The 24,836-nt window shown below is 58.0% G+C and carries 30 protein-coding genes; 15 read left to right on the top strand and 15 right to left on the bottom strand.

Annotated elements, in window-relative coordinates; all coding sequences use genetic code 11:
- Positions 1-23: 23 nt before the first annotated feature.
- Entirely contained in the window at positions 24-689 is a 666-nt protein-coding gene (locus tag ACZ6ZO_RS01750; protein ID WP_208769030.1) for a GntR family transcriptional regulator, read from the bottom strand.
- 141 nt (positions 690-830) lie between these two features.
- Here ACZ6ZO_RS01750 and ACZ6ZO_RS01755 point away from each other — a divergent pair, with 141 nt between their 5' ends.
- The 6 genes from ACZ6ZO_RS01755 to ACZ6ZO_RS01780 all read left to right on the top strand — a co-directional run bounded on the left by ACZ6ZO_RS01755 (position 831) and on the right by ACZ6ZO_RS01780 (position 6,609).
- Complete coding sequence (locus ACZ6ZO_RS01755) at positions 831-2,054, top strand: NRAMP family divalent metal transporter (protein WP_465290065.1); 1,224 nt, start codon at positions 831-833, stop codon at positions 2,052-2,054.
- 20 nt (positions 2,055-2,074) lie between these two features.
- Positions 2,075-2,827 (top strand): LamB/YcsF family protein, encoded by a 753-nt coding sequence (locus tag ACZ6ZO_RS01760; RefSeq protein WP_465290067.1) that lies wholly within the window; start codon positions 2,075-2,077, stop codon positions 2,825-2,827.
- Entirely contained in the window at positions 2,817-3,482 is a 666-nt protein-coding gene (locus tag ACZ6ZO_RS01765) for a 5-oxoprolinase subunit B family protein (RefSeq protein WP_465290069.1), read from the top strand. The genes ACZ6ZO_RS01760 and ACZ6ZO_RS01765 overlap by 11 nt, the downstream gene beginning before the upstream one ends.
- Positions 3,483-3,502: 20 nt before the next feature.
- On the top strand, positions 3,503-4,351 hold the full coding sequence (locus ACZ6ZO_RS01770; RefSeq protein WP_465290440.1) for a 5-oxoprolinase subunit C family protein: 849 nt from the start codon (positions 3,503-3,505) through the stop codon (positions 4,349-4,351).
- Between the two features lie 91 nt (positions 4,352-4,442).
- Positions 4,443-5,093 carry a TetR/AcrR family transcriptional regulator gene (locus tag ACZ6ZO_RS01775; RefSeq protein WP_182386519.1) on the top strand — a complete coding sequence of 217 codons (651 nt, stop codon included), beginning with the start codon at positions 4,443-4,445 and terminating at the stop codon, positions 5,091-5,093.
- A complete protein-coding gene (locus tag ACZ6ZO_RS01780) occupies positions 5,086-6,609 on the top strand; it encodes an MDR family MFS transporter (RefSeq protein ID WP_465290071.1) in 1,524 nt (507 codons plus the stop codon). Before ACZ6ZO_RS01775 ends, ACZ6ZO_RS01780 begins: the two co-directional genes overlap by 8 nt.
- A gap of 2 nt (positions 6,610-6,611) precedes the next feature.
- Here ACZ6ZO_RS01780 and ACZ6ZO_RS01785 read toward each other — a convergent pair whose 3' ends face one another.
- The 5 genes from ACZ6ZO_RS01785 to ACZ6ZO_RS01805 form a co-directional block, all read right to left on the bottom strand.
- Positions 6,612-7,913, bottom strand: coding sequence for an ABC transporter permease (locus ACZ6ZO_RS01785; protein WP_182386520.1), 1,302 nt, complete (start codon positions 7,911-7,913; stop codon positions 6,612-6,614).
- The gene (locus ACZ6ZO_RS01790) at positions 7,913-8,599 is read right to left on the bottom strand and encodes an ABC transporter ATP-binding protein (RefSeq protein WP_182386521.1); all 687 of its coding nucleotides are present in this window, start codon (positions 8,597-8,599) and stop codon (positions 7,913-7,915) included. Before ACZ6ZO_RS01790 ends, ACZ6ZO_RS01785 begins: the two co-directional genes overlap by 1 nt.
- Position 8,600: 1 nt before the next feature.
- On the bottom strand, positions 8,601-10,175 hold the full coding sequence (locus ACZ6ZO_RS01795) for an efflux RND transporter periplasmic adaptor subunit (RefSeq protein ID WP_465290074.1): 1,575 nt from the start codon (positions 10,173-10,175) through the stop codon (positions 8,601-8,603).
- Between the two features lie 154 nt (positions 10,176-10,329).
- Positions 10,330-11,697 (bottom strand): PhoH family protein, encoded by a 1,368-nt coding sequence (locus ACZ6ZO_RS01800; protein ID WP_465290076.1) that lies wholly within the window; start codon positions 11,695-11,697, stop codon positions 10,330-10,332.
- Positions 11,698-11,915: 218 nt separating this feature from the next.
- Positions 11,916-12,545 (bottom strand): LysR family transcriptional regulator substrate-binding protein, encoded by a 630-nt coding sequence (locus ACZ6ZO_RS01805; protein WP_182386524.1) that lies wholly within the window; start codon positions 12,543-12,545, stop codon positions 11,916-11,918.
- Between the two features lie 60 nt (positions 12,546-12,605).
- On the opposite strand from ACZ6ZO_RS01805, the gene ACZ6ZO_RS01810 reads away from it, so the two are divergent.
- A complete protein-coding gene (locus ACZ6ZO_RS01810) occupies positions 12,606-12,926 on the top strand; it encodes a DUF5997 family protein (protein WP_465290442.1) in 321 nt (106 codons plus the stop codon).
- A 240-nt stretch (positions 12,927-13,166) separates the two neighbouring features.
- Here the strand turns inward: ACZ6ZO_RS01810 and glyA are convergent, their stop codons facing one another.
- On the bottom strand, positions 13,167-14,465 hold the full coding sequence (gene glyA, locus ACZ6ZO_RS01815) for a serine hydroxymethyltransferase (protein ID WP_182386525.1): 1,299 nt from the start codon (positions 14,463-14,465) through the stop codon (positions 13,167-13,169).
- Positions 14,466-14,608: 143 nt separating this feature from the next.
- Between glyA and coaA the strand changes: the two genes are divergently transcribed.
- Positions 14,609-15,553, top strand: a complete 945-nt coding sequence (coaA, locus tag ACZ6ZO_RS01820; RefSeq protein ID WP_407926266.1) for a type I pantothenate kinase — start codon at positions 14,609-14,611, stop codon at positions 15,551-15,553.
- Here the strand turns inward: coaA and ACZ6ZO_RS01825 are convergent.
- The 5 genes from ACZ6ZO_RS01825 to mca form a co-directional block, all read right to left on the bottom strand.
- Complete coding sequence (locus tag ACZ6ZO_RS01825; RefSeq protein WP_182386527.1) at positions 15,550-16,047, bottom strand: flavodoxin domain-containing protein; 498 nt, start codon at positions 16,045-16,047, stop codon at positions 15,550-15,552. The two genes, coaA and ACZ6ZO_RS01825, sit on opposite strands and share 4 nt — an antisense overlap.
- A 19-nt stretch (positions 16,048-16,066) precedes the next feature.
- Positions 16,067-16,807 carry an isoprenyl transferase gene (locus ACZ6ZO_RS01830; protein WP_232843362.1) on the bottom strand — a complete coding sequence of 247 codons (741 nt, stop codon included), beginning with the start codon at positions 16,805-16,807 and terminating at the stop codon, positions 16,067-16,069.
- A 44-nt stretch (positions 16,808-16,851) separates the two neighbouring features.
- Entirely contained in the window at positions 16,852-17,946 is a 1,095-nt protein-coding gene (locus tag ACZ6ZO_RS01835) for a 3-deoxy-7-phosphoheptulonate synthase (RefSeq protein ID WP_182386529.1), read from the bottom strand.
- Positions 17,947-18,174: 228 nt separating this feature from the next.
- A complete protein-coding gene (locus ACZ6ZO_RS01840) occupies positions 18,175-18,426 on the bottom strand; it encodes a hypothetical protein (protein WP_465290444.1) in 252 nt (83 codons plus the stop codon).
- 27 nt (positions 18,427-18,453) lie between these two features.
- Positions 18,454-19,317, bottom strand: coding sequence for a mycothiol conjugate amidase Mca (gene mca / locus ACZ6ZO_RS01845; RefSeq protein WP_465290080.1), 864 nt, complete (start codon positions 19,315-19,317; stop codon positions 18,454-18,456).
- Between the two features lie 95 nt (positions 19,318-19,412).
- Here mca and ACZ6ZO_RS01850 point away from each other — a divergent pair, with 95 nt between their 5' ends.
- The 3 genes from ACZ6ZO_RS01850 to ACZ6ZO_RS01860 all read left to right on the top strand — a co-directional run bounded on the left by ACZ6ZO_RS01850 (position 19,413) and on the right by ACZ6ZO_RS01860 (position 20,809).
- Entirely contained in the window at positions 19,413-19,841 is a 429-nt protein-coding gene (locus tag ACZ6ZO_RS01850; RefSeq protein ID WP_182386531.1) for a DUF4307 domain-containing protein, read from the top strand.
- A gap of 61 nt (positions 19,842-19,902) precedes the next feature.
- Positions 19,903-20,433: a transcription elongation factor GreA gene (greA, locus tag ACZ6ZO_RS01855; RefSeq protein ID WP_182386532.1), complete on the top strand. Its 531-nt coding sequence runs from the start codon at positions 19,903-19,905 to the stop codon at positions 20,431-20,433.
- A 1-nt stretch (position 20,434) separates the two neighbouring features.
- Positions 20,435-20,809, top strand: a complete 375-nt coding sequence (locus ACZ6ZO_RS01860; protein ID WP_465290083.1) for a hypothetical protein — start codon at positions 20,435-20,437, stop codon at positions 20,807-20,809.
- Positions 20,810-20,974: 165 nt separating this feature from the next.
- Here ACZ6ZO_RS01860 and ACZ6ZO_RS01865 read toward each other — a convergent pair whose 3' ends face one another.
- Complete coding sequence (locus ACZ6ZO_RS01865) at positions 20,975-21,796, bottom strand: Bax inhibitor-1/YccA family protein (RefSeq protein ID WP_182386534.1); 822 nt, start codon at positions 21,794-21,796, stop codon at positions 20,975-20,977.
- Positions 21,797-21,957: 161 nt separating this feature from the next.
- On the opposite strand from ACZ6ZO_RS01865, the gene ACZ6ZO_RS01870 reads away from it, so the two are divergent.
- The 4 genes from ACZ6ZO_RS01870 to ACZ6ZO_RS01885 all read left to right on the top strand — a co-directional run bounded on the left by ACZ6ZO_RS01870 (position 21,958) and on the right by ACZ6ZO_RS01885 (position 23,721).
- Complete coding sequence (locus ACZ6ZO_RS01870; protein ID WP_465290085.1) at positions 21,958-22,365, top strand: hypothetical protein; 408 nt, start codon at positions 21,958-21,960, stop codon at positions 22,363-22,365.
- A gap of 324 nt (positions 22,366-22,689) precedes the next feature.
- Positions 22,690-22,911, top strand: a complete 222-nt coding sequence (locus ACZ6ZO_RS01875; RefSeq protein ID WP_465290087.1) for a hypothetical protein — start codon at positions 22,690-22,692, stop codon at positions 22,909-22,911.
- Positions 22,912-22,937: 26 nt separating this feature from the next.
- Positions 22,938-23,255: a hypothetical protein gene (locus ACZ6ZO_RS01880; RefSeq protein WP_465290089.1), complete on the top strand. Its 318-nt coding sequence runs from the start codon at positions 22,938-22,940 to the stop codon at positions 23,253-23,255.
- 55 nt (positions 23,256-23,310) lie between these two features.
- Positions 23,311-23,721: a helix-turn-helix domain-containing protein gene (locus ACZ6ZO_RS01885; protein WP_465290091.1), complete on the top strand. Its 411-nt coding sequence runs from the start codon at positions 23,311-23,313 to the stop codon at positions 23,719-23,721.
- A 345-nt stretch (positions 23,722-24,066) separates the two neighbouring features.
- On the opposite strand, the gene ACZ6ZO_RS01890 is transcribed toward ACZ6ZO_RS01885, so the two are convergent.
- A complete protein-coding gene (locus tag ACZ6ZO_RS01890) occupies positions 24,067-24,444 on the bottom strand; it encodes a hypothetical protein (RefSeq protein WP_465290093.1) in 378 nt (125 codons plus the stop codon).
- Between the two features lies 1 nt (position 24,445).
- The gene (locus ACZ6ZO_RS01895) at positions 24,446-24,820 is read right to left on the bottom strand and encodes a hypothetical protein (protein WP_465290095.1); all 375 of its coding nucleotides are present in this window, start codon (positions 24,818-24,820) and stop codon (positions 24,446-24,448) included.
- Positions 24,821-24,836 lie beyond the last annotated feature (16 nt).

A 24,836-nucleotide genomic window follows, 5' to 3' on the forward strand; every position in this document is an offset into this window, starting at 1 on the left:
CGCTCAGTGCGTATCCGGCATTGTTATTTTTTGTGGTCTGCTGTGACCCCAAAGGTCATTTCAGCCAGGATCTTCGCCTCTGATTCTTTGAGGTAGCGCGTCAGCACCGTGGTTGCCTTGTCCACGTTTCCTTTCACGAGGGCAGAAAGGATCTCCCGATTACGCTCGATGAAGGGACGGTGCATTTCTTCAACGCTGGCAGCTGCCAAGAATGCTAGGCGGGCATGCGCCATGACCAAGGTGAGGTTGTCATTAAGCCGAGGAATGCCCGCGAGCGAGACCAGGTGGTGGTGAAAGCTGTTGTTATGGGTGCCAACCTGCGCCCAGTGCCCGGCGCGAGCTGCTTGTTCCGCCGCAGTGATGGCTTGGTTCATGCCACGAAGTGCCGCTTCAGTGCGGGACACATCGAGACCGAAATACTGCAAGGCACCGAGTTCGATGAAGCGTCGATAGGCGAAGAGCTCAACGATATCGCGGGCACTAAGAGACCTGACGAATACGCCCCGGTGCGGGATTTGTTCGATGAGGCCGTCGCGCGCAAGGAGGCGGAACGCTTCCCGAAGTGTGTTGCGCGACACGCCAAGCTCGGTGGCGAGTGGGATCTCCAGGATTTTTCCACCCGGAGAGAACTCGCCAGAGAGAATCTTGTCGGTGATACGCTGCGCCAGCTGGATCGGGGTCGCTGTCATGGCTCTATGTTAAACAATTTTGCGACGTTCGTCACACGAGTTGCATTAAATTGTTCGCCCCCCGTTTCCTATTGTGCCCTACGCCACACTCGAGCTATAATGACGCCAATTTGTTCAACAAGAGGAAGGGGATCGGTAGTGATGAGCCCATCTTTAGCACAATCGGCCGCGAGTGCCACCACCCGAAGCGCCATCCTGGGCGCCATCTTCCTCATGGCCACGAGTGCCATCGGCCCGGGTTTCCTCACCCAGACCGCGGTTTTTACCGCTCAGCACGGGGCGGCTTTCGCCTTTGCCATCCTGGTGTCGATCATTATCGACGTTGCGGTGCAGATGAATGTGTGGCGCGTTATCGGCGTCAGTGGTTTGCGCGCCCAAGAGCTAGGTAACCGGGTAGTGCCCGGTTTGGGGTGGGTGCTCGCTGCGTGCATCGCCATTGGTGGCTTGGTCTTTAATATCGGCAATATTGCTGGCGCTGGTCTGGGCACCAACGCCATATTTGGGGCTAACCCAAAGACCGGCGGCACCATCACCGCGGTCTTGGCCATCACGATCTTCCTGGTCAAACGGCTCGGCGCGGGGCTGGACAAACTGTTGGTCCTCCTCGGGCTCGTCATGATGACACTGACGCTATACGTCGCGATTGTTTCCCATCCCCCGGTGGGCCAAGCTCTGAAGAACTCGGTGCTTCCGGAAGAGGTCAGCATGCTCACCATCACGACCCTGGTTGGTGGCACGGTGGGAGGGTACATCACTTTCGCAGGAGCGCACCGCATGCTGGATTCCGGCAATTCTGGGGTGGAACATGTGCATGATGTGGCCAAGTCGTCTATCACCGGCATCTTGCTTACCGGCGTGATGCGCGTGCTGCTGTTCCTCGCGGTGTTAGGGGTAGTTGCTGGTGGCGCGGTGCTGGATACGAAGAACAACCCTGCCGGTCAGGCATTTGAGATCGCTGCCGGGGAACTCGGGCTGCGGTTCTTCGGTGTCGTGCTTTGGGCTGCGGCACTATCGTCCATTATCGGCGCAAGCTACACATCTGCCACGTTCCTCGTTAAAGGTGGGGCCGACAGTCGCCGCACACAAAACATCATCACCATCGTGTTCATCTTGCTCAGCTGCACAGCTTTTGTCATTCTGGGCACCGCCCCGGCCACCCTCATGGTCTTCGCGGGCGCTTTCAACGGGTTGGTCCTCCCTGTCGGCTTCAGCGTGGTGTTGTTTGTGGCGTTGTTTCGCAAGCAGGATCTACTCCACGGGTACCGCTACCCCACGTGGCTCATCGTGGTGGGGCTCGCCGGATTGGCTATCGCGTGGTATTTGGCTTGGGTGTCTGCCGACAAGGCCTTTGCCCTGTTGTTTTAGCGGATTGAGGAGCGTTAACAGTGTTTGATCTCAATAGCGATCTGGGAGAAAGTTTCGGTGCTTACACCATTGGCGGTGATGCTCAAGTTCTTGACCTGGTATCGAGCGCCAATGTTGCTACCGGCTTCCACGCCGGGGATCCGTTGGTGATGGCGCAAACGGTGGCAATGGCCGTCGATAAGGGCGTGCGTGTGGGGGCGCATGTGGGTTACCGTGACCTCGCGGGGTTCGGCCGACGCGAGATGGAGTACGATCCTGGGCTGCTCGCCGCAGAGACGACGTACCAAATCGGAGCGCTCCAAGCGATCGCGCGGGCGCAAGGTACTGCGGTGACGTATGTGAAACCTCATGGCGCGTTATATAACCGCATCGCTCATGACAGCGTGCAGGCCAGCGCAGTTATTCAGGGCATTAAGGACGCAGATCCCTCGCTGAAGCTGATGGGGCTGGCTGGGTCCAGTGTCCTCCGCTGGGCGCAGGAGGCTGGGCTTGGGGTCATCGCAGAGGCGTTTGCGGACCGAGCTTACACTGCGGACGGAACGTTGGTCCCGCGCTCGACGCCCGGCGCCGTCCTTCACGACGCCCAAGCTGCCGCGAACCAGGCCGTCAACCTGGCTCTGGGGGAACCCATCACCGCCATCGATGGCTCGAGGATCCTCGTGGCGGCAGAATCTCTGTGCGTCCATGGGGATAATCCCACGGCGCTGCTCCTGATCCAGGAAATCCGGGCGGCGCTGGCTGCCGAAGGCATTGAGGTTGGCCATGCTGATTAAACCGTGTGGCGATCAGGCCCTGATCGTCGATGTCACCGAAGACGACGCCGAGGCTACCGGGCTCAGCCTGTTGCGCACTGTCCTACGCTTGCACGACATCGTGGCATCGTGGCGCACGCCTGGGGTTATGGACTTGGTCCCAGCCTCGCAGACACTGCTGATCATGCTCGATACCTCACGGCTGCTCCCGACGGACATGAAGCGCATGCTGCTGGAATGCGACATCACAGCAGCCCCCGCAGCAACAGCTCGCAGTAGCCAAGACGTGACCGTGCCAATGCGTTACGACGGCGCAGACCTGCATTCGCTAGCTGAGACTTTGGGCTGGTCCCCGGAAGAGCTGGTGCGCCGCCACACAGAGACGCATTGGACAGCCGCATTCGGCGGCTTTTCCCCTGGTTTCATGTACCTCGTACCCGATGCTGTCTGGCCTACGGTGCCACGTCTTGAGTCGCCTCGTGCGTCGATCCCTGCTGGCGCAGTGGGACTGGCCGGTGAGTTTTCCGGTGTTTATCCCCAAGCGTCCCCTGGTGGCTGGCAGTTGATTGGCACGACGGACAACGTTATGTGGGATCCCCACAGGAAGGACAGGCCTGCAGCAATTTGCCCTGGCGATACGGTCAAATTCGTGGAGGTCACCCCGTGTTCAAAGTGATTAATCCGGGCGCCCATACAGTGTTTCAAGATGCGGGCAGGCATGGACTTGCGGGCACAGGAGTATGCCCTTCGGGCAGTTTTGATCGAATGAGTGCCGCCCGCGCCAACCACGCTATGGGCAACGACCCACGAGCCACGGTGCTTGAGTGTTTAGTCGGTGGCCTTGTGTTGGAAGCGCTGCAGGCCACTCAATTTATTGTTTGCGGGGTGCGCTGCCCCATTGTTATTTCTGGCGTGGACGGCCGGGTTCGGCAGAGCTACTCCAACACCATCATTGATCTAGAGGCCGGGGAACGGCTCGACATCGGCACTGCGGAGTCGGGCATGCGCGGCTATCTTGCCATTCGCGGAGGCTTTGCTGCCGAATCCGTCCTTGGTTCCCGCGCCACGGATATCATGTCCGGACTCGGTCCTGCACCGGTGAAGGCAGGCGACGTTCTGTTGGCAGATTCACTCATCGCGGAACCGGCGTGGTGGCCGACGCTGCGCCAGCTCCCCACCCTGTGGCCGTTGGAAGAAGTACACACCTTATCCGTGATCCTGGGGCCACGCGCTGATTGGTTCACCGAAGATTCGATCACCGATTTTTTCAGCCAGACCTACCAGGTGAGCCCGCAGTCCAATCGGATTGGTATCCGGTTGGAAGGCAGCACGCCATTGACCCGCGCCGTCTCCAGAGAATTGTCCAGCGAGGGCATGGTACGTGGCTCCATCCAGGTTCCTCCGAATGGAATGCCCGTTATTTTTGGGCCTGACCATCCAGTAACCGGGGGTTACCCAGTGATTGGGGTGTTGACCCGACGTTCTTCTGATTACTCCGGTCAAATCGCTCCGGGCGAGTCCGTTCGGTTTCAACGTGCCACATAGCGTGGCCCGGGTCACTAGATCGAGACACACACGTTAAGTTCACCGAATGCAAATCTTTACTCAGTGCAACTAAGCGTCTAGATTTGTAGCTATGACAACTAATCTTCGAGAACAAAAGCGCCGAGCAACCCTCGCCGCAATCGAAGAGCACGCAACTTCCCTGGTATCCGCACGCGGATACCACGACGTCACCATCGAAGATATCTGCGCAGCGGCGAACATCTCTCGTCGCACCTTCTTCAACTATGTCGACTCCAAAGAAGCCGCTGTGCTCGGCAGCTACCCCGTCCCACTCACCGATGCCGAGTCGGAAGAGTTTATCTCACAACGCCATGAGGACCTCACCCGCGCGCTGCTTGATGTCAGCTATCGAATGTTCACCACGCAGGTAACAAATTCCGTGTCGCCGGGTGAGCTACTACGGCGTCGTAAAGCAATATTGCGTACCACTCCCGAACTGTCAGTCAACAGGTTGGCCGCCTTCGGCCTGATCCATGACAGCCTCGTGCGGACCGCAGCCAGCTATCTCGAGCGCTACGACGACGCCCGCCGCCTCCCGCATCTCACGCCTGTTGCAGAGGCCCGCACCATCGTCGGCATCGTCCACGCCGCCCTCCACATTGGGACCAAAGAATGGATGGCTGAACCATCCGCTCAGCTCGTCGACCTCCACCGCCAGTGCCATGCCGCGCTGGACAATTTTCGCCAACTAGCACGCTCGAAAGGAGCACACCATGACTGAAGCACCCCGCATCAAGTTCATCATGGGCGCTCTCATGACAGCCATGCTCATGAGTTCCCTCGGCCAGATGATTTTCGCCACCGCACTGCCCACCATCATTGGTGACCTCGGCGGCGTCAACCATATGTCTTGGGTGATCACGGCGTTTTTGCTGGGGCAGACGATTGCGCTGCCGATTTTCGGTAAGTTAGGCGACCAAATCGGACGAAAAGGGCTCTACCTCTTTGTTGTGGTGTTGTTCATGGTCGGCTCCCTCATTGGTGGCCTCGCTACCTCGATGAGCGTTCTTATCTTGGCCCGCGCCCTCCAGGGTGTCGCTGGTGGTGGCCTCATGATCCTGTCCCAGGCCATCACCGCAGAGATCGTCAGTGCGCGTGATCGCGGTAAGTATATGGGCGTTATGGGCAGCGTTTTTGGGCTTTCCTCCGTGCTCGGCCCCGTCCTCGGAGGTTGGTTCACTGATGGGCCGGGGTGGCGCTGGGGCCTCTGGCTCAACATCCCACTGGGCCTGTTCGCACTGCTCGGAGCGATTTTCTACCTTCGGTTGCCTAAACGCCACCCCTCGGGCCGGTTTGATTTCCTCGGCTCGCTGGTGATGATGATCGCCACCACTTGCCTCATTTTGTTTGTCACCTGGGGCGGAAACGAGTACGAGTGGGGATCACCGCTCATCCTGGGACTGATCGCGGGAACCGTCGTTTTTGGCGCCTTGTTTGTTCTCGTCGAGCTGAAGGTAGCCGAGCCGATCGTGCCGATTCAGCTGTTCCGGAACCGCAACTTCGTCCTCACCACCCTCTCGGGTCTGGGCATTGGTGTGTTCATGTTCGGGGCGCTTGGCTACCTACCGACTTACCTGCAAATGGTGCATGAACTCACCCCAACCAATGCTGGTCTGATGATGATTCCGATGATGGTTGGCCTCACGGGCACCTCCATCGCGGTGGGCAACTGGGTCTCCCGCACGGGGAAGTACAAGAATTACCCCATCATCGGGTTGCTGATTGTGGCGCTCGGCCTGTATCTGCTTTCCACGTTGCACGCAGACTCGCCCCTGGTCACCGTGGGCGGTTATTTCTTCGTTTTCGGTGTGGGGCTTGGCTGCGCTATGCAGATCCTGGTGCTGATCGTGCAGAATTCCTTCCCGATTTCCCAGGTCGGTACGGCAACAGGTGCGACGAACTTCTTCCGGCAGATCGGTGGTTCCCTTGGGGCTGCACTCGTCGGCGGTATCTTCACCGGTAAGCTCAGCGATTCCCTGCACACGGCTATCCCTACTGCTTTGCAGAGCATGGGGCCGACCGGCGCTCCATTCGCCGAGGCGTTTGCGACGGGCACCGAGAACCAGCGCCTCACCCCCGCCGCCGTGACGCAGCTTCCCGACGCCCTGAAGGTCGCCATCCAGGTTGCCTACAACGATGCCCTGACCCCGGTATTCTTCCTCCTCATGCCACTGGCTGTGGTGGCAGCACTGATCGTGGTGTTCGTGCGCGAGGAGAAACTGAGGGAAACGGTGTAAGGCTATTCGTACCGCAGGGCTTCGATGGGGTTCATCTTGGCGGCTTTGGCCGCTGGGTAGTACCCGAAGAACAAGCCGATTCCCATGCAGAATAGCAAGGAAATGATCACGGCTGCTGGTGGCGGGAACACGAACTGACCGAGCATGGTGGCGCCGATCATGCCGAATACCGCACCAAGAACGACGCCGATGAGGCCACCGATGAGGCAGACAATCATCGCCTCAATGATGAATTGGACCTTGATATCACGGCGACGTGCCCCGAGCGCCTTGCGAACACCGATTTCACGGGTTCGCTCGGTCACGGTGATGAGCATGACGTTCATGACGCCAATACCGCCGACTAGGAGGGAAATTCCGCCAATCGCCGCAACCGCAAGGCTGATGCTGTTGAGAACTTGGTTGATCGATTCCATGTCCTTTTTGTTGTCGACAACCTTAGCCATGTATTGATTGTTGCCTTGGTAAGCACGATCAAAGTAGGTCTGCAGCTCGTCCCTCACGGCTTCCTTGTCCACGCCTTGCGCAACCCGGAAACTTACTTCGGAGTAGGCGTTCTCAACTGACGGCACGCCATCGTCCCGAGGGAAAAGCTGTTGGATCGGGTAAGGTACGTACACCGTCGCCTGCTTTGAACTACCCACCAAAAGGCCACCCTTTTGTTCTCCGGAGACACCGATCACAATGAAGGACGCGGTTCCGGCGTCGTTCCGGAACCGAACTTCAGATCCAAGTGCTCGGTCAACGTCATCTTTAAAAAGGTCAGAGAGCAGCTTCGGGGAAATGATCGCAACGTGTCGCCCCTCGGTCACGTCTTGCTCAGTGAGCCCTCGCCCCGAGGTGATCTGGATGCCAGAAAGTCGCAGGTAGTCCTCATTCACAGGGCTCACGGCAGCTTTCACAGTAGGCGGAGCCAAGGTGTCCATGGAGGTTTCCACATCCCCGAGCCCACCGGCGTAGCCACTGTAGCTCACTCCGGTAATTTTGTCCCCGAAGCGTTCTTTGACCCCCGACACCTGCGAAGCAGTGATGAGTGCATCTGCATCCTTTACTTCTGCACCGCCGAAGAAATAGTCACTTTGCGAGTCTTCAGCCGCTTTGCGGTTTTGTACTTGAACCTGCAGGTTATTGAGGCCCAGCGAATCGAGACTGCCGAGAGTTTGGGTTTTTAGGGCATGTCCAAGCGTCAGAATGGTAATCACGGACATAATGCCGATGATGATACCGAGCAGGGTCAGCATCGACCTCATTTTTCCGGTCTTCATACTGCCCAGTGCGAGCTCAAGCGCTTCTCTCAGTCGCATCACAAGCCTCCTTCCGTGATGAGTCCGTCTCGCATGGTGACAACGCGAGTTGTTTCAGCCGCGAGCTCCGGGTTGTGGGTAATCAACGCGATTGTGGCGCCTTGTTCATTGTTGAGTCGGTGGAACAAGTCCATGACCATTCGTCCAGTCTCGGTGTCCAGGGCGCCGGTGGGCTCGTCGGCAAGGATGAGGTCTGGTTTGTTGGCCAGGGCGCGTGCAATAGCCACGCGCTGCTTCTGGCCGCCTGATAGTTCGTTGGGCTGGTGGTGCAAGCGCTCCCCCATCCCCACCAGGTTCAACAGTTCGATGGCCCGCTCTTTGCGTTCCTTCGCGGGAACTCCGGCGTACATCATCGGCATCTCTACATTGCGGATGGCGTCGATGCGAGCAATCAGATTGAAGTTCTGAAACACGAATCCGATTCGGGTACTGCGGTAGGAAGCAAGTTCATCGTCTGAGCTATCGAGGACGTCCACGCCGTCGAGCAGGTACGTTCCCTGCGTGGGGCGGTCAAGGAGCCCCATGATATTCATCAGGGTTGACTTGCCGGAACCTGAGGCACCGATGACCGAGACAAACTCACCTCGATCAATCGTCATATCTATCCCTTTGAGCACGGTCAATTCGCTCGGCTGGCCTTGGTTAAAGGTTCGTGTAATTCCAGCGAGCTCGATAAGAGCTGTCATGTTAGTGCTCCACTCGCACGCGCTTGTCGACGTCCTCGATGTACTTGCTAGGGTCCGAAGCGATCTTGGTGCCCGGGCTCAGCTCAGGGGAGGCGATAGCAGCATCAAAGTCAGTTTGCGCTTTCACCTGCACTGGAATCTTCTTGACGATGTACTTGCCATTGTCCTCGATCAACGCGATAACCGCGTGATTGTCTCCGTCTTTCAGCACTGCCTCGCGAGGCACAGACAGCGCTCCCTTTTGCTTATTAACCACAATCTCCAACTTGGAGGTGGACCCGATGCGCAGTCCTTCCGTGTTACCCTTCACGGCGATCTCAACCGGGAATTCCACCTTCTTGGAGGCGCCATCCGGATTGGTCTTTGCCGCAGAGGCAACATTGATCACGTTGCCGGTGAACTTTTTGTCTTTCGTCACCGCCGTGGTGAACGTGACCTCGTCGCCGGGCTTAACCTTTCCGATTTCCGATTCCTTCACCAGCGTGGTGATTTTGAGCGCGGAGTCATCAGCAACGGTCATAAGGACCCCTTCGGAAGGGGCACCAACCTTTGCGTTCAGCTCAGTGATAATCCCGCCATGAGGGCTATGCACTTCCGCCTTGGCCACATCGATGGTCAGATGACGCTGCGTCACTTCCGATGCCAGGCTTCCGCTGTTGACGGCAGCCTGCGCTTGTTCCACGGCTGCACGCTGCGCATCAATCTGGTGCAGTGCTGCCAACCGAGCGCTTTCCACACCTACCACTGCTTCACGGTGTGCAGCGCTAGCGTCACGGACCTGAGCTGCGAGCGTAGCAAGTTCACGGTCGATTGCTACCAGGGTTTGCTGGTACTCCTTTTCCTTCACAGCCAAGTCACGGTCAGCACGGTTCAAGCGATCCTGGGTTTGTACTGAATCAGCCATCATGTCCGGGCTACCGGCTTCCGTGGTGATGACGTTGAAGATGGTGCCGGCATTGACACGCAGCAAGTTAAGGGCCGCATCTCGTTGCTCATCGCGAGCAGCTGTCAACGCCTTTTGTTGTTCGGTGACGGTCGGATCCGTGCCCGCTTTGGTGTCTTTCTTTTTGTTTTCAAATGCCCGTTGCGCAGTTTCCAGTGCGGACGCAGCTTGCCTTTCAGCGGCAGCAGCTGCATTCATCTCCGGATTCAGTCCGTGGTCATATTTTTCGTGCAGCTGCTGGTACTGCTGCTGTGCCGTCAGAAGTTGGTTGTTGTTCGCGGTGTCCTGCGAAGCGCGATTTGCTCGCTCTGCCTCAAGCTGTCGCTCGATAGCAGTAGTGTCCATCACTGCTAGAAGTTGGTCATCCGCCACCCGATCGCCTAGCTTGACCTGTAGGTCTTTCACGGGGCCAGTGAGCGTGGAAGTAATGGAGGTGGTGCGAGTTGCCTCCAATCCACCTTCAGCATGCACTTTCTCCACGACATCTTGTTCTTGGATCTCACGCACGTCGGATGCCATGATGACAGGCGTGCGTTCCTTAGGACTCAGAAACGCGTAGGAGCCACCACCAATTGCTGCAATACCGAGGAGTGATGCTGCAGTAATTGCAGCCGTGCGTTTCTGAATTTTCATGCTTTGTGTAGCTTCCTGTGGGATCTTGTGAGGTTTTCGCTTCAAACGTACAAAACTTCAATTAATGGCTGCAAGTACCGTTAGAGCAGGGGCCTAATCCAGGGTCAGGGAAAACCCTGACCCACCCCGACAACCCCTGAGCTTCAAATCCCAGCTATTGAGTTTCCAGCAGACTGGTTACCAACTCTGCTATTCGGGAACGCTCGGAGCGTTGCAGAGTAACATGCGCAAACAGGTCATTTCCCTTTAGCTTTTCAATGACCGCCTGCACGCCATCGTGACGCCCTACCCTGAGATTGTCACGCTGCGCAACATCATGGGTAAGGACAACCCGGGAATTCTTCCCCAAGCGCGACAACACAGTAAGCAACACGTTGCGTTCCAGGGACTGCGCTTCGTCCACGATCACAAAGGAGTCGTGCAACGAACGACCACGAATGTGCGTGAGAGGCAACACCTCGATGAGCTCGCGTGCCATGACTTCCTCCATGACATTGTCACTGACCAAGCCCTCCAAGGTGTCATATACCGCTTGCGCCCAGGGATTCATCTTTTCAGATTCCGAGCCTGGCAAATAACCTAGGTCTTGCCCGCCCACGGCGTAAAGCGGACGGAACACTACGATCCGTTTGTGTTCACCACGTTCCAATACTGCCTCCAGGCCTGCACACAGGGCCAGGGCTGATTTGCCAGTCCCGGCGCGCCCGCCGATGGAAACAATACCGACTTCTGGATCCAACAGGAGCTCTAGCGCGATGCGTTGCTCAGCAGATCGTCCTTGCACTCCAAAGGCATTGCGATCCCCCCGCACCAAGGAAACCACGCCGTCGGCCCGCACGCGTGCCAGAGCTGACTGGGATGGCGACGTGAGCGTGAGCCCGCAGTGCACTGGGAGATCTTCGATAGCCACTCCCCGACGAGTGAGTTCACCTGACAGGTCCACTTCTCCATCGCGATACAACTCATCGATGCTGGTGGAATCAATCTCGAGCTGTTCCATACCGGTGTACCCGGTCAGCACCACGTCTTGCGCGTGGTATTCGTCCGCCGGCAGTCCCACTGACCCGGCCTTCACCCGTAACGGAATATCTTTCGTGACTAGGACGGTCTCCCGGCCTTCCCGTTGAAAGTTCAGAGCGCAGGCCAGAATGCGGTGATCGCTAATGGAGTCCTGAAAAGCGACGGGGAGCACTGTCATATCAGAATGATTCAGCTCGATCTGGACGGTACCGCCATCAGTGTTAACCGGCACTGGTTTATCCAGGCGACCATACGTCTGGCGCAGGTCCTCGAGGTAACGCAGTGCTTCCCGCGCAAACCACCCAAGTTCCGGGTGGAACCGTTTGCCTTCCAATTCGCTGACTACAACCAGTGGCAGGACGATGTGGTGTTCGGCAAATTTTCTTAATGCCCACGGGTCGGACAGCAAAACAGACGTATCAATCACGTACGTCCGGGTGGGTGTGGGCTGGTGTCCATCGAGGGCTGGATCGATGGCGGATACGGCAACGTTGTTCCGCATAACTGTGAGGGCTCCCTTCACCTCCCGCCGGGTACCCGAGCGGGCTGTGACATGCGATGATGGCACCCCTGCCGGTGTGATGCCGGTACCAGCGACCGGAAGGCGGTGGCCGGCCAGTTTCCCTCCTGACCAGTCCCCCTCAGGCTAACGAGCCAAGGTGTAACTTACATGGTTGTGAGATGAATCCTCGGTAAACGTTCGCATCAACCGCCACTTGCTTATCGACGCCGTCTCACAGGTCGCTTTTTCGCCATCGGTTTCCGTTTCGGTTTGCCAGCCTGCTGGCTTTGCCGTGACGACGTCGCCTTTCGCCCTTTCGTGATCCCCACGAAGTCCTGAACCATGTCGCAGTCATCGGCCTTGCGCCACACCAGCGAAACCTGGGTCGGGGTGCCATCACTAAACTCACGATGTTCCGTCTGTTTTGAACTTATACTGCGCAGCAGCGGACGTGGCGCAATGACCACTCCCACATTGGCAGCCACCACCTGCACCGCATCGCGTACAGCCTGAATATCAACCTGATCCCCTGGCTCATAGTTGACAATTTCATCCGAGATGTCAGCCCGCGAAATCCGCTCCAGCAGCGTGAGCTCGCTGTCTTTCGGCACAGTAATTCCCGGGGTTTCCTCATAAAGGTCCACTTTATGAAAGTCATCGGTGAGCCGGGGTTCCGGGAGGCGGATGAGGGCGAGGGTGGCACGGCCGTCGATAAGCGCAGCAAAAGCGTCATCTGACTCGATCGTGATTAAGTCAGGGTAATCGGTGCGCTCGTTGAAGCGGTCAAACCACTTACCTGGCGCAGTGCCCTTGACAAAGGCAATAGCCAGTGGCTGTGCGTTAATCATGCGCTAAATGCTACCGTGACTCATGTGAATGAGATGAACCGTGCCCCGTCCTCCCGTGCGATGAAACCCGCAACAGCTGCCAAGAAACTTGGAATTTTCCTCCCGGCCACCCCTGATGAGTTCCAAAACAACGCGCTGACTCACGAAGAATATGTCGAGTTACAAAGCAATCCCCCGGAATGGCTTGCCGAATTGCGCCGCAACGGCCCTCATCCACGCCCAGAAGTCGCCCGCAAGCTCGGAATCACCATTACCGCGCTGAAAAAGAATGGCATGGATAAGCCACTTACCACTGCTGAGATCAAGGCCCTACTCGCCGACCAGCCAGAATGGCTCCGGGCAGCGCGCACCTCGCTGGCCGAGCAGCGCTCCGCGGAGTAGGGAACGCACCACCCAGAAGTTCCCATTGCGACATTCCCGGGAAGCGTTTCCCGGGTATGGGCACTTTTTCGTGCTGCATTTGTGCTATTTTGCTGTTTTTCGCCCGAGATCCGGGAAATGCTTCCCGGGTTTTCCACCCCCTTCAACAACAGCCCCAATGAAAGAGCTCCCCGCCAGTTGAACAGTCTAACTAACGGGGAGCTTCTATTTTGTCAAAGACCTGCGAAGTCAGTTAACCGGCTAGGCGAGCTTCCACTCTTCAAGGCCTTCGTACAGTGGGTAATCTGCCGCAAGCTTGTCTACCCGGGCGCGCAGCGCAGCGACATCCGCAGACTGGCCGGCAGCCAGCGCCGTACCGATGATGTCTGCCACCTCAGTGAAAGCAGCCGTGTCAAAGCCACGGGTTGCCAGTGCTGGGGTGCCAATACGCAGGCCAGAAGTGACCATCGGTGGGCGTGGGTCGTTTGGCACGGCATTGCGGTTGACGGTGATGCCGACCTCATGCAGGAGGTCCTCTGCTTGTTGCCCGTCCATCTGAGAGTTACGCAGATCAGCGAGTACCAGGTGCACGTCGGTGCCACCGGTCAGAACGGACACGCCTGCAGCCTTACAGTCCTCGGCCATCAGACGCTCCGCGAGGATCGCAGCTCCCTCCAGGGTGCGCTGCTGACGTTCCTTAAACATTTCAGAACCGGCGATCTTCATCGCGGTCGCCTTCGCTGCAATCGCGTGCATCAAAGGACCGCCTTGCTGGCCTGGGAATACGGACGAGTTGATTTTCTTAGCGAACTCCTCCTTGGCCAGGATCATGCCGGAGCGTGGACCACCCAGCGTCTTGTGCACAGTGGTAGAAACGACGTGCGAGTGTGGCACTGGAGATGGGTGGAGACCAGCAGCAACGAGGCCAGCGAAGTGGGCCATATCTACCCACAATTTCGCACCAACTTCGTCAGCGATGGAGCGGAAGGCAGCAAAGTCCAGGTGGCGTGGGTATGCGGACCAGCCGGCGATGATGACCTGTGGTTTCTCTGCAAGCGCCGTCTCACGGACGCGGTCCATATCGATCCGCATGGTGTCGTCTTCAACGCCGTAGGCTGCAACTTCGTAAAGCTTGCCGGAGAAGTTGAGCTTCATTCCATGGGTGAGGTGTCCACCGTGTGCCAGGGAAAGACCCATGATCTTGTCGCCTGGGTTAGCCAGCGACATGAGCACCGCGGCGTTCGCCTGGGCGCCTGCGTGTGGTTGGACGTTGACGAACTCTGCGCCGAACACTTCCTTCGCGCGGTCACGTGCGAGGTCTTCGATAACGTCAACGTGCTCGCAGCCACCGTAGTAGCGGCGACCTGGGTAGCCTTCTGCGTACTTGTTGGTGAGCACGGAGCCTTGTGCCTGCAGTACTGCTCGTGGCACGAAGTTCTCGGAGGCAATCATTTCCAGGGTGCCACGCTGACGGCCGAGTTCAGCGGCGATGGCTGCCGCTACCTCTGGGTCGAGCTGATCGAGTGGCTGGGTCATTACATTGTCTGAAACTTCGGTCATAGCTACGCCGGATAACCTTTCACACGGGGTCGTTCATCGGATGGCACAAGTTTACGTCACAATGTGTAAGGCCGAAAATGACTTAGCTCGCCACCCTACATTGAGCGTGTCAGATTTCACAGCTTGCGGGCGCTGGGTGCACAATGGAACACATGGTTAGGTCGCAGGGCACGATGGATAACAGCCCATATCTTGAGTTCGATCGCACAGAGTGGCGCAACTTGAGAAACAATATGCCCCAGGTCCTCACCGCGGAGGAAGTAGTGAAGCTGCGCGGTTTGGGTGAAAGCGTCGATCTGAAGGAAGTGGAAGAGGTATATCTTCCCCTGTCGCGCCTTATCTATTTGCAGGTTAAAGCCCGTAAGGGGTTGATGGCGGCCACCGAAACCTTCCTTAAGTCTCCTGCGGAAAACGTTCCGTTCATTATTGGCATTGCTGGTTCGGTGGCAGTGGGAAAGTCGACGACCGCGCGCCTGCTGCAGGTGCTCCTCCAGCGTTGGGAATCCAGCCCGACGGTCGATCTGGTCACCACGGATGGGTTTTTGTTCCCCAGTGATGAGCTGAACCGCCGCCGCATCATGAACCGCAAAGGGTTCCCAGAAAGCTACGACCAGCGCGCGTTGATGCGCTTTGTCACCGACGTCAAGTCAGGAAAGCGCGAGGTCAAGGCGCCGGTGTATTCGCACACCTTGTACGACCGTGTCCCTGACGAGTACATCGTGGTAGACAAACCCGACATTCTGATCCTCGAGGGCCTCAACGTGTTGCAGACTGGACCCACCCTGATGGTGTCGGATTTGTTTGATTTTAGCGTGTATGTCCATGCCCGCACCGAGCATATTGAGCAGTGGTATATCGATAGGTTCTTGGCGCTGCGGAAGACGTCGTTTAGCAAGCCCGGCGCGCACTTCTCGCACTACGCGCAGCTTGACGACGACATCGCGAGCGCCGAAGCCAGGGAGATTTGGCAATCTGTGAACTTGCCGAACTTGGTGGAGAATATTCTGCCGACTCGGGTTCGCGCCTCGTTGCAGCTCTTCAAGGACGCCCACCACGAGGTGGAACGGGTGCGGATGCGGAAAATTTAGCCTTCAAGCCACTGGTCGATGGCATCGAGTTCGCTGAAGTCCACTCGGTCAACGTCGGTATTGTAGTCCTGCAGCATCGCTTCCTCGTTTGGGGAGCGGTGTTTCTTTGCTTGGAGCATTTTGTGTAATCCCCACATTGCTGCTTTGTGCACACGGGTGAGTGATGAGTACGCCAGGCGGCCGGGCAGGTAGAACCGCGTTACTTGCGTGGCTTTCTCCCCCAGGGCGTCCGCCATTGGGTCTTTGGTGCGTACTTCTTCGGTGAGAGTCATGCCCACCACAGCGAGAGCAACCTTAGCTCCCGAAAGGTCCTGGTGCTGCAACCATTTCACGCCCTCGCAGGTCCCGGCGTAGTTTGGCGAGAACACCACCATGATCTCCCCTGGGGTCACATCCGATAGTGGTTCCGCCACGACGCCATGCCGCCGGGCGAATTCCTCGGCGTACTGCTGCGTGGAACCGTAGTGGGAATTGTAGGCGACAATCAGGGACATGATGGCCTTTCTTTTCCTGTCATTTGCCGAATCGGCGGGTTCTGGAGGAGTAGTCGCGCAGCGCGCGCAGAAAGTCGATGCGCCTAAAAGCCGGCCAGTAGGTGTCCGTAAACCAGATTTCGGAGTAGGCGGCCTGCCACAGGAGGAATCCGGATAGGCGCTGCTCGCCCGAGGTACGGATCACAAGATCTGGGTCTGGTTGCCCCGAGGTGTACAGGTGCTGGGAGATGGAATCGACGCACACTTGCTCGGCAATGTCTTCCGGCGCTACGCCCTGGGCGATCTGTTCCCGAATGAATTCTTGGACCGCGTCGACAATCTCTTGGCGCCCGCCGTACCCGACTGCCACATTAACTGCCACACCACTGTTGTTCTCTGTTCCTTCGGCGGCTGCTCGAAGGCGCTGCGCTACCTGCTCTGGCAGCAAGTCAAGGTGCCCCACGAGCCGAACTCGGCAATCGAGTTCGGGGGTGGCAAGCTCTTCGACCACATCGCTGATGATGTCAAACAGCAATTGCAGTTCGCTGCTTTCGCGCCCCAGGTTTTCGGTTGATAACAGGTACACCGTCACCAGTTCGACCTCGGTGTCCCGGCACCACCCCACCATTTCGCCAATTTTCTTAGCACCGACGCGATGCCCGTGACTGACATCGGTGAACCCCGCTTCACGAGCCCAGCGACGGTTACCGTCGCACATAATGGCCACGTGGCGGGGTTGTTTACGCCCGCGCAGCTCCCGACGTAGGTGGTACTCGTACATCGGGTACAGCAAACTTGGCAGTATCTTCACACGTCCTAGTGTAGCTATTGCCCTGTGCGTCGGGCACGAACCGCAGCGGCCAACACGGCCAATACATCGATCGTGTCATCAATACCGATACATTTGTCAGTCACGGACTGCCCGTAGACCAGACCTTCGCCACCATTACGGCGCAGCTTTTCCGGATCTAGCTTCTGTGCACCGGCCACGAGGAACGATTCAATCATGATGCCGGAGATGGCGTCGTTGCCAGACGCGATCTGCGCTGCAATTTCTTGGATGACCTCGAGCTGGCGGGCATCGTCCTTGTTGGAGTTGGCGTGGGAGGCATCGATCATGAGCCGTGCCCCCTGATTGCGGGTCAGGGCGTCGGCAATGTGCTCGGCGCTGTAGTTTGGCCCGCTGCTGCCACCGCGGAGAATAATGTGGCAGTTTTCGTTGCCCGCAGTTTCGACGACGGCAGGCTGGCCATCATCGGAGGTGCCGAAGAAGAAGTGCGGGTGGGATGCTGCCTCGACTGCATCGACGGCTACTTGCACGCTGCCGTCCGTGCCGTTTTTGAACCCGATCGGCATGGACAGGCCCGAAGCCAACTGGCGGTGCACCTGGGATTCGGTGGTGCGTGCGCCGATCGCGCCCCAGGCGACAGCGTCAGCGTAGTACTGCGGGCTATTGGGCTCGAGGAATTCGCAACCGACGGGCAGCCCAGTGGCCAGCACCTCCAGCAGGACGTTGCGGGCAACTTCCAAGCCATGGGCAATATCGAAAGAGCCATCGAGGTGTGGGTCATTGATGAGGCCCTTCCAGCCGACGGTGGTGCGGGGCTTTTCGAAGTACACCCGCATCACAACCTTCAGGTCGTCGTTAAGGCGCTCAGCGAGCGGTGCCAAGCGGCAGGCGTAATCGAGCGCGGCCTTCGGGTCATGCACAGAGCACGGGCCGACGACGACGACCAGTCGATCGTCCTCCCCGGAGAAAATGTCAGCGATTTCCTGCCTATCGTGCTCCACTTTCGTCGCTATTTCCGGAGCCAGCGGCAATAAGTCAAGCAGCTGCGCGGGCGTGGGCAGGTCATGGAACGCAACAACACGCCTGTTGCTGGTCGATGCCGCGTTGGTCAAAGATACTGGTGCACTCATGGGTGGGCCTTTCGTAACTAACTTAGGTAACAAAAAAGCAGCCCCGGCGCTTTTCGTCATAAAAAGCGGGACTGCTTCAGGCTTACGGTGATTTCCTTGGGTTCACATAGCGATCACGACATCACAGGTCGTGCGGGAAACCTCCGCAAGCCTTGTCAAAATAAAATCGCCACATGAACATGGTTAGCACCGTACCACACTTTGGGAGGAGTATCCCAAATTTGGGGGTTAGAGGAGATGCTTCTTATCGTTGCCCAAGAGACCTTCCGCTGCCATAGCCTCGTCAATCTTCCTTTCGTCAAAGACATCCAGGCCCCGAGCCTCCGCGAAGGCCTGTCGGCGCACCAGGCGTCGTTGCCGTCGCGCGAATGCCCAACCCAGGTAAATGACCGCTACCAGCAGCAACACGATGATGAGCAGGCCAATAGGGGACGCTTTGCCGAACTCCGGCCCAATCGGGGTGGTCTGCTGCTGCGCCATAATGAGAAGGTCCACAGTGATTACTCCTTAAACAATGCCTGCGAACAGGTCATCTTCTGGAATTGAGGTTTTGACTCGCGTCTGCGCCAATTCAAATTCTTCCGTCGGCCACAGCTTACGCTGCACCTCGATCGGAGTGCCAAAAAATGTGCCGGCAGGATCAATCTGGGTGGCGTGGGCGAGCAGTGCCTGATCCCGTTGCTCGAAGTACTCCTCGCAACGGACCTGCGTCGTCACGCGCAGCATTATATCTCCCTGGTGGGCTTTCAGCCTTTCCAAAAACTTGCCGTAGGGACTCGGCTTGCCCTCTAATATCAGCAAATCATGGAACATTAGCATGCGCTGACGGATGAAACCGTGGGTGTAGTAAAGCTTCAGCGGCTCCCACGGCTCCCCCACCTCTGGATGGAACGAGGGATCGCCCGCTTTCTCCCACGCAGCCATCGACACCTCGTGTACCTTCAGGTGATCGGGGTGAGGATATCCGCCGTTTTCATCGTAAGTAATGATGACGTGAGGTTTGAACTCCCGAATGACGCTCACCACGTCTTTAGTGACCTGATCCGTATTCGCCAGCGCGAAGCTACCTTCCGGCAGCGGTGGCAACGGGTCTCCTTCAGGCAGACCAGAATCAACATAACCGAGCCAGCGGTGCTGGGTGCCTAAAGCTCGCATGGCGGCGGCCATCTCTTCTTTCCGCACCACTGACAGGTTTTCCAGGACTCCTGGTTTTTCCATCGCAGGATTCAAGATGCTGCCCCGCTCCCCGCCGGTGCAAGTGAGCACCATGACGTCGTGCCCCTCAGCTACATAGCGCGCCATCGTGGCAGCGCCTTTGCTTGCCTCGTCATCGGGGTGAGCGTGAATTGCCAGCAGCCTCAGTCCACTCATGTTTGATCTTCCTCAGTTGGTTTGTGGTCTTGTCCTCGTTTAATCGTAGTCCCCTAGATTCGAAAAGGGTGCAGCTGCCCGGGTAGTCTAGTGATGTGACTTCATCTGCTACTCCTACCGCGTCCTACGGCCCTAAAGAAACTGAAAAGCGTGGGGTTGTCGGCCCTATCATCGCCATCGGCGCAGTCCTGTTCGTTATTGCCCTTGGCGTGGTGGTGTTCCAGTATTTCCAGAAGATCAACGCGGTGACAGTGTCCGCGACCACCGCTGGCTTCGAGCAAGTGGATGACAAAACCCTACGCGTCAACGTGGATGTCTCCCGTGATGACGTGTCTGTGCCTTCCTACTGCATTGTTACCTCGATGAATTACGACAAGGCCGAGGTCGGTCGTCGCGAGTTCATTATCAGCCCTGGCGGCGAAAAAACGCAGCGTATGCAGGTGGATATTCCATCTCGCGACATCCCAGTGGCCGCCAAAGTGTACGGCTGCTCCGATAAGCTACCTGCTCACCTGGCGCAATAGTCCGCTGTGCTAGAATTCGGGCACTAATATCTGTAAAGCCACTGGAAAGGGCTATCTCACTATGGCTGAAAACAAGCAGTACATCACTCCGGAGACGAAGGCGAAGCTTGAGGAAGAGCTCAATGCACTGATCGCTCACCGCCCAGTGGTTGCCGCTGAAATTAACGAGCGTCGTGAGGAAGGCGACCTTAAGGAAAACGCTGGCTACGACGCAGCCCGCGAAATGCAGGACCAGGAAGAAGCCCGCATTAAGCAGATCTCCGAGATCCTGGCAAATTCCACCACCGAGCGCGCAGGCATCGAAGAAGGCGTCGCCCACGTCGGTTCGGTTGTGCACGTTTACTACAACGGCGACCAGAACGAAAAGGAAACCTTCCTGATCGGTACTCGCGCCGCTGCCTCTGAGAACCCTGACTTGGAGACCTACTCCGAGCAGTCTCCGCTCGGCGCCACCATTCTGGGGGCCCATGAGGGCGAGACCCGCGAGTACCAGGCTCCGAACGGCGCTACCATTTCCGTCACGCTGGTCTCCGCTGAGCCTTACAATTCCGAAAAGGCTGCCCGACTCCGCGAAGTTAAGGCCGACAGCTAGGGTGAAGCGTTTTCTCAGTGCCATCGCGGTTTGTTCCGCGGTGGCGCTTTCTGCTTGTACACCTGCTTTGCAGCAGGATTCCGCAATTAAGGTCAATACGCCAAGTGGCGCGATTTCCCGGAACGTCATCCCCGGTTACATCGACTGTTTCGGCATCCCCACTAAGCAGCCCTCTTCCCTGTCCTTAGATTGTGTAACCAGTATCCCCCGGTTAGAAGACATTTCCTGGGAGTATTGGTCTGAAAGCCGCGCAGTTGGGACAGGCACGCTTATCGACGCCTTCACCACGACCCCAAACGTCTCCGTGGAGCTATCCTCCCCCATCGAAGGCGTCTTCACCGATCTGACGGTGGCAGGGCAGCCAGTATTGCCCTAATTGATAGCGATTTGTTCGGCCCGAGAAATCCCTTCGCTTTCCCGCACTAAACCTGCTGGTCATCAGCAACGAAAGGCGTAGGTTTTTGTTTCACGAACCTCATCGCTATCGCGAACCCAAAAGACGCCCTCCCGATGGGGAAGGGCGTCGTGAAGCTGCAGGGTGCTAGTCGCGCAGGATGCTGAGCAGGCGGAGGATTTCGGTGTACAGCCACACCAGGGTAACTGCCAGGCCGAGGGCCACGCCCCACGCCATCTTCGCTGGTGCACCAGCGCGGACGAGCTGGTCGGCGGAGTCGAAGTCCTGGAGGAAGCTCAGGGATGCCAGGATGATGCAGACGATGGAAAATCCGATGGCCATGGGGCCGTCACCACGCAGCGGGTTGAAGCCGAACACGAGAGCGCTGATCAGGTTGCCCACGGCAAGGAACAGCACGCCGACGATCGCGGCAGTGATGAAACGGGTGAACTTCGGGGTCACCCGGATAACGCCGGCCTTGTAGACCCAGAGCATACCGACGAACACACCAATGGTGGCGATCACAGCCTGGCCGATGATGCCACTATTAAATCCCGCGAAAGCAAAGGAGACACCACCGACGAACAGGCCCTCAAACACCGCATAAACGATCGTGACCGGCGCGGAACCATACTTCTTGCCAAAGGTGGCGATGAGAACGGTGATCAGACCACCGATCGCGCCGACGATCAATGCCAAACCGCCGATAGCTGGGTTGACCAGCAAGCTAGCGGCATACACCAATGCGCCAAGGCCCATAATGATGCCGAGGACAATGCCGGTCTTGGAGACCACATCGTCAACCGTCATTGCTCGTTCAGCAGTAGCTGGGGCGCCGTATCCACCGTACGGTGCACCATAGCCGGGCTGGCCAAAGCCAGCCTGATCATACCCAGCCTGAGCGTACCCACGGCCAGCTGAGTTCTTGGTCTTGGTCAGGGAACTAAAAACTGGATTACTGCTACGCACTCTCCCAGCCCTTTCACATCTTTTCTAGCTTCGTTGCCCCGTGTTGTTGGAGCACTCGAAATGTTCAACGCACACCTTGCATGAAAAGTTCCCATCGCCACGGGAAATTTAGCCACTGGGTACGCTGAAGTTAAGACAGCTTTTCCGTTTTCGAGGACACCATGCATATCTATCAGGTCAATCAGTCAGACCGCTTTGAAGTAATCATCGTCGGTGACGAGTTTTGCGCTGAAACCGTGAGCCTGATCCAGTCCGATCAGTTCTGGGTAGCTCTGATCCCAGAACCTGACCATCCGGAGGATTCACACGCGGTCAGCGTCAGGTTCCGCGGTCAATGCATCGGTTACTTGTCCGCCTACCGCGCGCTTCAGTATCTCCCCGAGATTCTTGCCATTATCGCTAGTGGGCGCGTCCCGTTCGTCAGAGCTGCAATGACTAAGCTGTCCCCCACTTCCCAGGACATCTACCTGGCTCTCCCCCAACCTGGCTTACTGCTTCGTCGCGATATTCCCCCAGCTCACCCAGGCTTTCGCCCACCACCAATGTTCGGGCGCCCCCTCATGGCATAACTGGTGCCCCCAGTCGGACTCGAACCGACGACTTGGGTGGGCGGTTTTGTGGTTCTACCAGGCATTATGTGGGTTATTGGTGGGTTTTTGGGTGTGTTCGCGACCTGCGGAAATACGCGTGTGTCAGTCGGTGTCAGCGGCCAATGTAGTCGATTTGTAGTCGCCTCTGGCACACACTGTCACCCGCTCACCATAAGCCACCGCTACCCCCACACTTCACCCCCGCGCTTGCGCACCCTTACGACATCGCCTAATATAAGAAGTGTCAGAAAGACAGCAACCGGATCGGAAAAATTCGATCCCCAACCGGCAAGGAGGCCGAAAATGACCACCAACTTCACCGCAGAGATCACCTCCACCGACATCAACCTCATGGCACCAAACGCCACCGAACCAACCACACACGACGAAATCACCATCTACCGCAACGGCGAAGAATTCGACACCATCCTGGTCGAATCCAGCGAAGACACCGCCCCATACGACGCGGCAGTTTCCGAAGCGATCGACGGCGCAAAGTTCACCTGGCTGCCAAGCAACTTCTAACAACCACCAGAAAAGGAAAACCCACAATGTCCACCAAGATTGACCTCAACACCATCACCTTCACCCCAGCCCCACACGGTTTCGACCAGTCCGGCAGCATGATGGGCCTCATCGTCGCTGACCTGGAGGACGGCCGCCAGATCATCGCCGGATACAGCCTCAACGCCAGGAAGGCCTCCATCGCCTTGGGTGACACCTCAACCGGCCCTTGGGCTGATTCCACCACCACGCAGGATTGGCCGGCCCTGGACGCTGCTTTCGGGCGGGCACAGTGGCAAGCATTCTTGGCAGACCTCACGGAGGAAGCCGAAGCCGAGCTTGCAGAGGCCGACGAAGACAACTAGCCACCACACCAGCCCCGCACTACGGCGGGGCACACCCATCTCTAGGAGATTTATCATGAGCTTTACCCCACCCCCACACACCACCACCCCCACACCACGCACAGGGGACAGACTCACCCCGGACGATGGCGGCACACACCCAGGTGTCCTGCTGCGGGTCAGGCGGGAAGCCCTTGGACTATCAGCAAAAGACTTCGCCAATTACCTGTGGATTAATCTTCGGACGGTGCAGCGGTGGGAGGCGCACGAGGCACCCACATGGGCGATGATCGAGCTGGATGCTGTGATCACCGAGTCGGTGGAGTGGGTGGACAGGATCATGGACGCGCCGGGGCCGGTGGATGTGTGGCATCACGGGTGGCATGTCACCCGGTCGGGGCGGGTTCTGCCTGCGTCTTGGTGGCGGGTGGTGGTGGGTCATGCGATGATTCAGGCCCCTACGGTCACTGCGAGGTGGGTGGACTAATGCCCTGGACGCCACACGATTTGCCGTTCATTGTGGAGAAGGCCCACACCGGGTATGTGGAGCTTGCTGAGGGGTTTCAGGCCGCGATTGATGCGCGGGATGATGCGCTAGATGATGCTGTTGTGGCGGTGCGGGGCATTGGAGGCAGCAGGCTTGGGGCAAGGGTCGGAAGCTTAGGAAGCCTGTTTTTATTCAGCCGCATACGGCGGGGGCGCGGGGTGCGGAGGTTGACGATCGGCCGAGTGTGCAGGTGTGGCGCACGGGTGAGCCAGAATCGGAATGATCTTGCCGATTGGTGGGTTAGGCACAAAAAATGGCCCCCTAGCCTGTCATGGCTAGGGGGTGTTAGTTGTCCAGATCGGTTGAGGCGCCTTTCACGAGGGCTGTCCATGCGGCGGAGTCTGGTGGGGTTGGGGGTGTGGTCGTGTGGTCGGAGTTGATCCATTCGACGGCGTCGGCGATCCAGACGAGGGCGCTGGACAACGCGTGGCGGAGGGCGTTGGTGTGGGTTTGGAACCGCCACAGCTCTGCCTTGAGTGAGTCGATGCGCTGCTCCGCGTGGTCCAACCTTTTTTCGTAGCCCTGCAGCCGGGCTTCCATGGCGGCGACGAGGGAGGATGTGCGGGTGGCTGCGACTTCGTCTTTTTTGCCTAGCCGGGTGAGGATACCTCCGGCGAGGGTGACGGCCCCGGCGATGATGGCTGCGATGATCGCCGAGTCCATGTTAGGTCACCTCGTCTTTCCCGATTGTCCATGCGTTCAATAGGCCGAGTATTGATAGCATGAGGTAGTTTTTGCCGGATACCCAATACCGCCCGTCCCCGTCGAAATATGTGAGCGACCAGAGCATGAGAAGGCCTGCTGCGAGGGCGATTCCGGCGGATCGCATGTAGCGGGCGATGTCGTGCTGGCGGGTGTACGGGCGGGTGGGGGCTATCCCGCCGAGGATGAGTAGCACACTGGCGGTGGCCCAAAGCCCCCATAGGGGCATGGGGGTAAGGGCTTCGATGTCGTGCAGCTGTGCTGGAATCTTGCCGTGGTAGGCCCATGCGGTGCTGGTGGTGAACCCCGCCCACACCAGGGCGGTGATCCTAGGCACCCACCTGTGGAGGTGG

This window comes from Corynebacterium sp. NPDC104732, assembly GCF_055583565.1.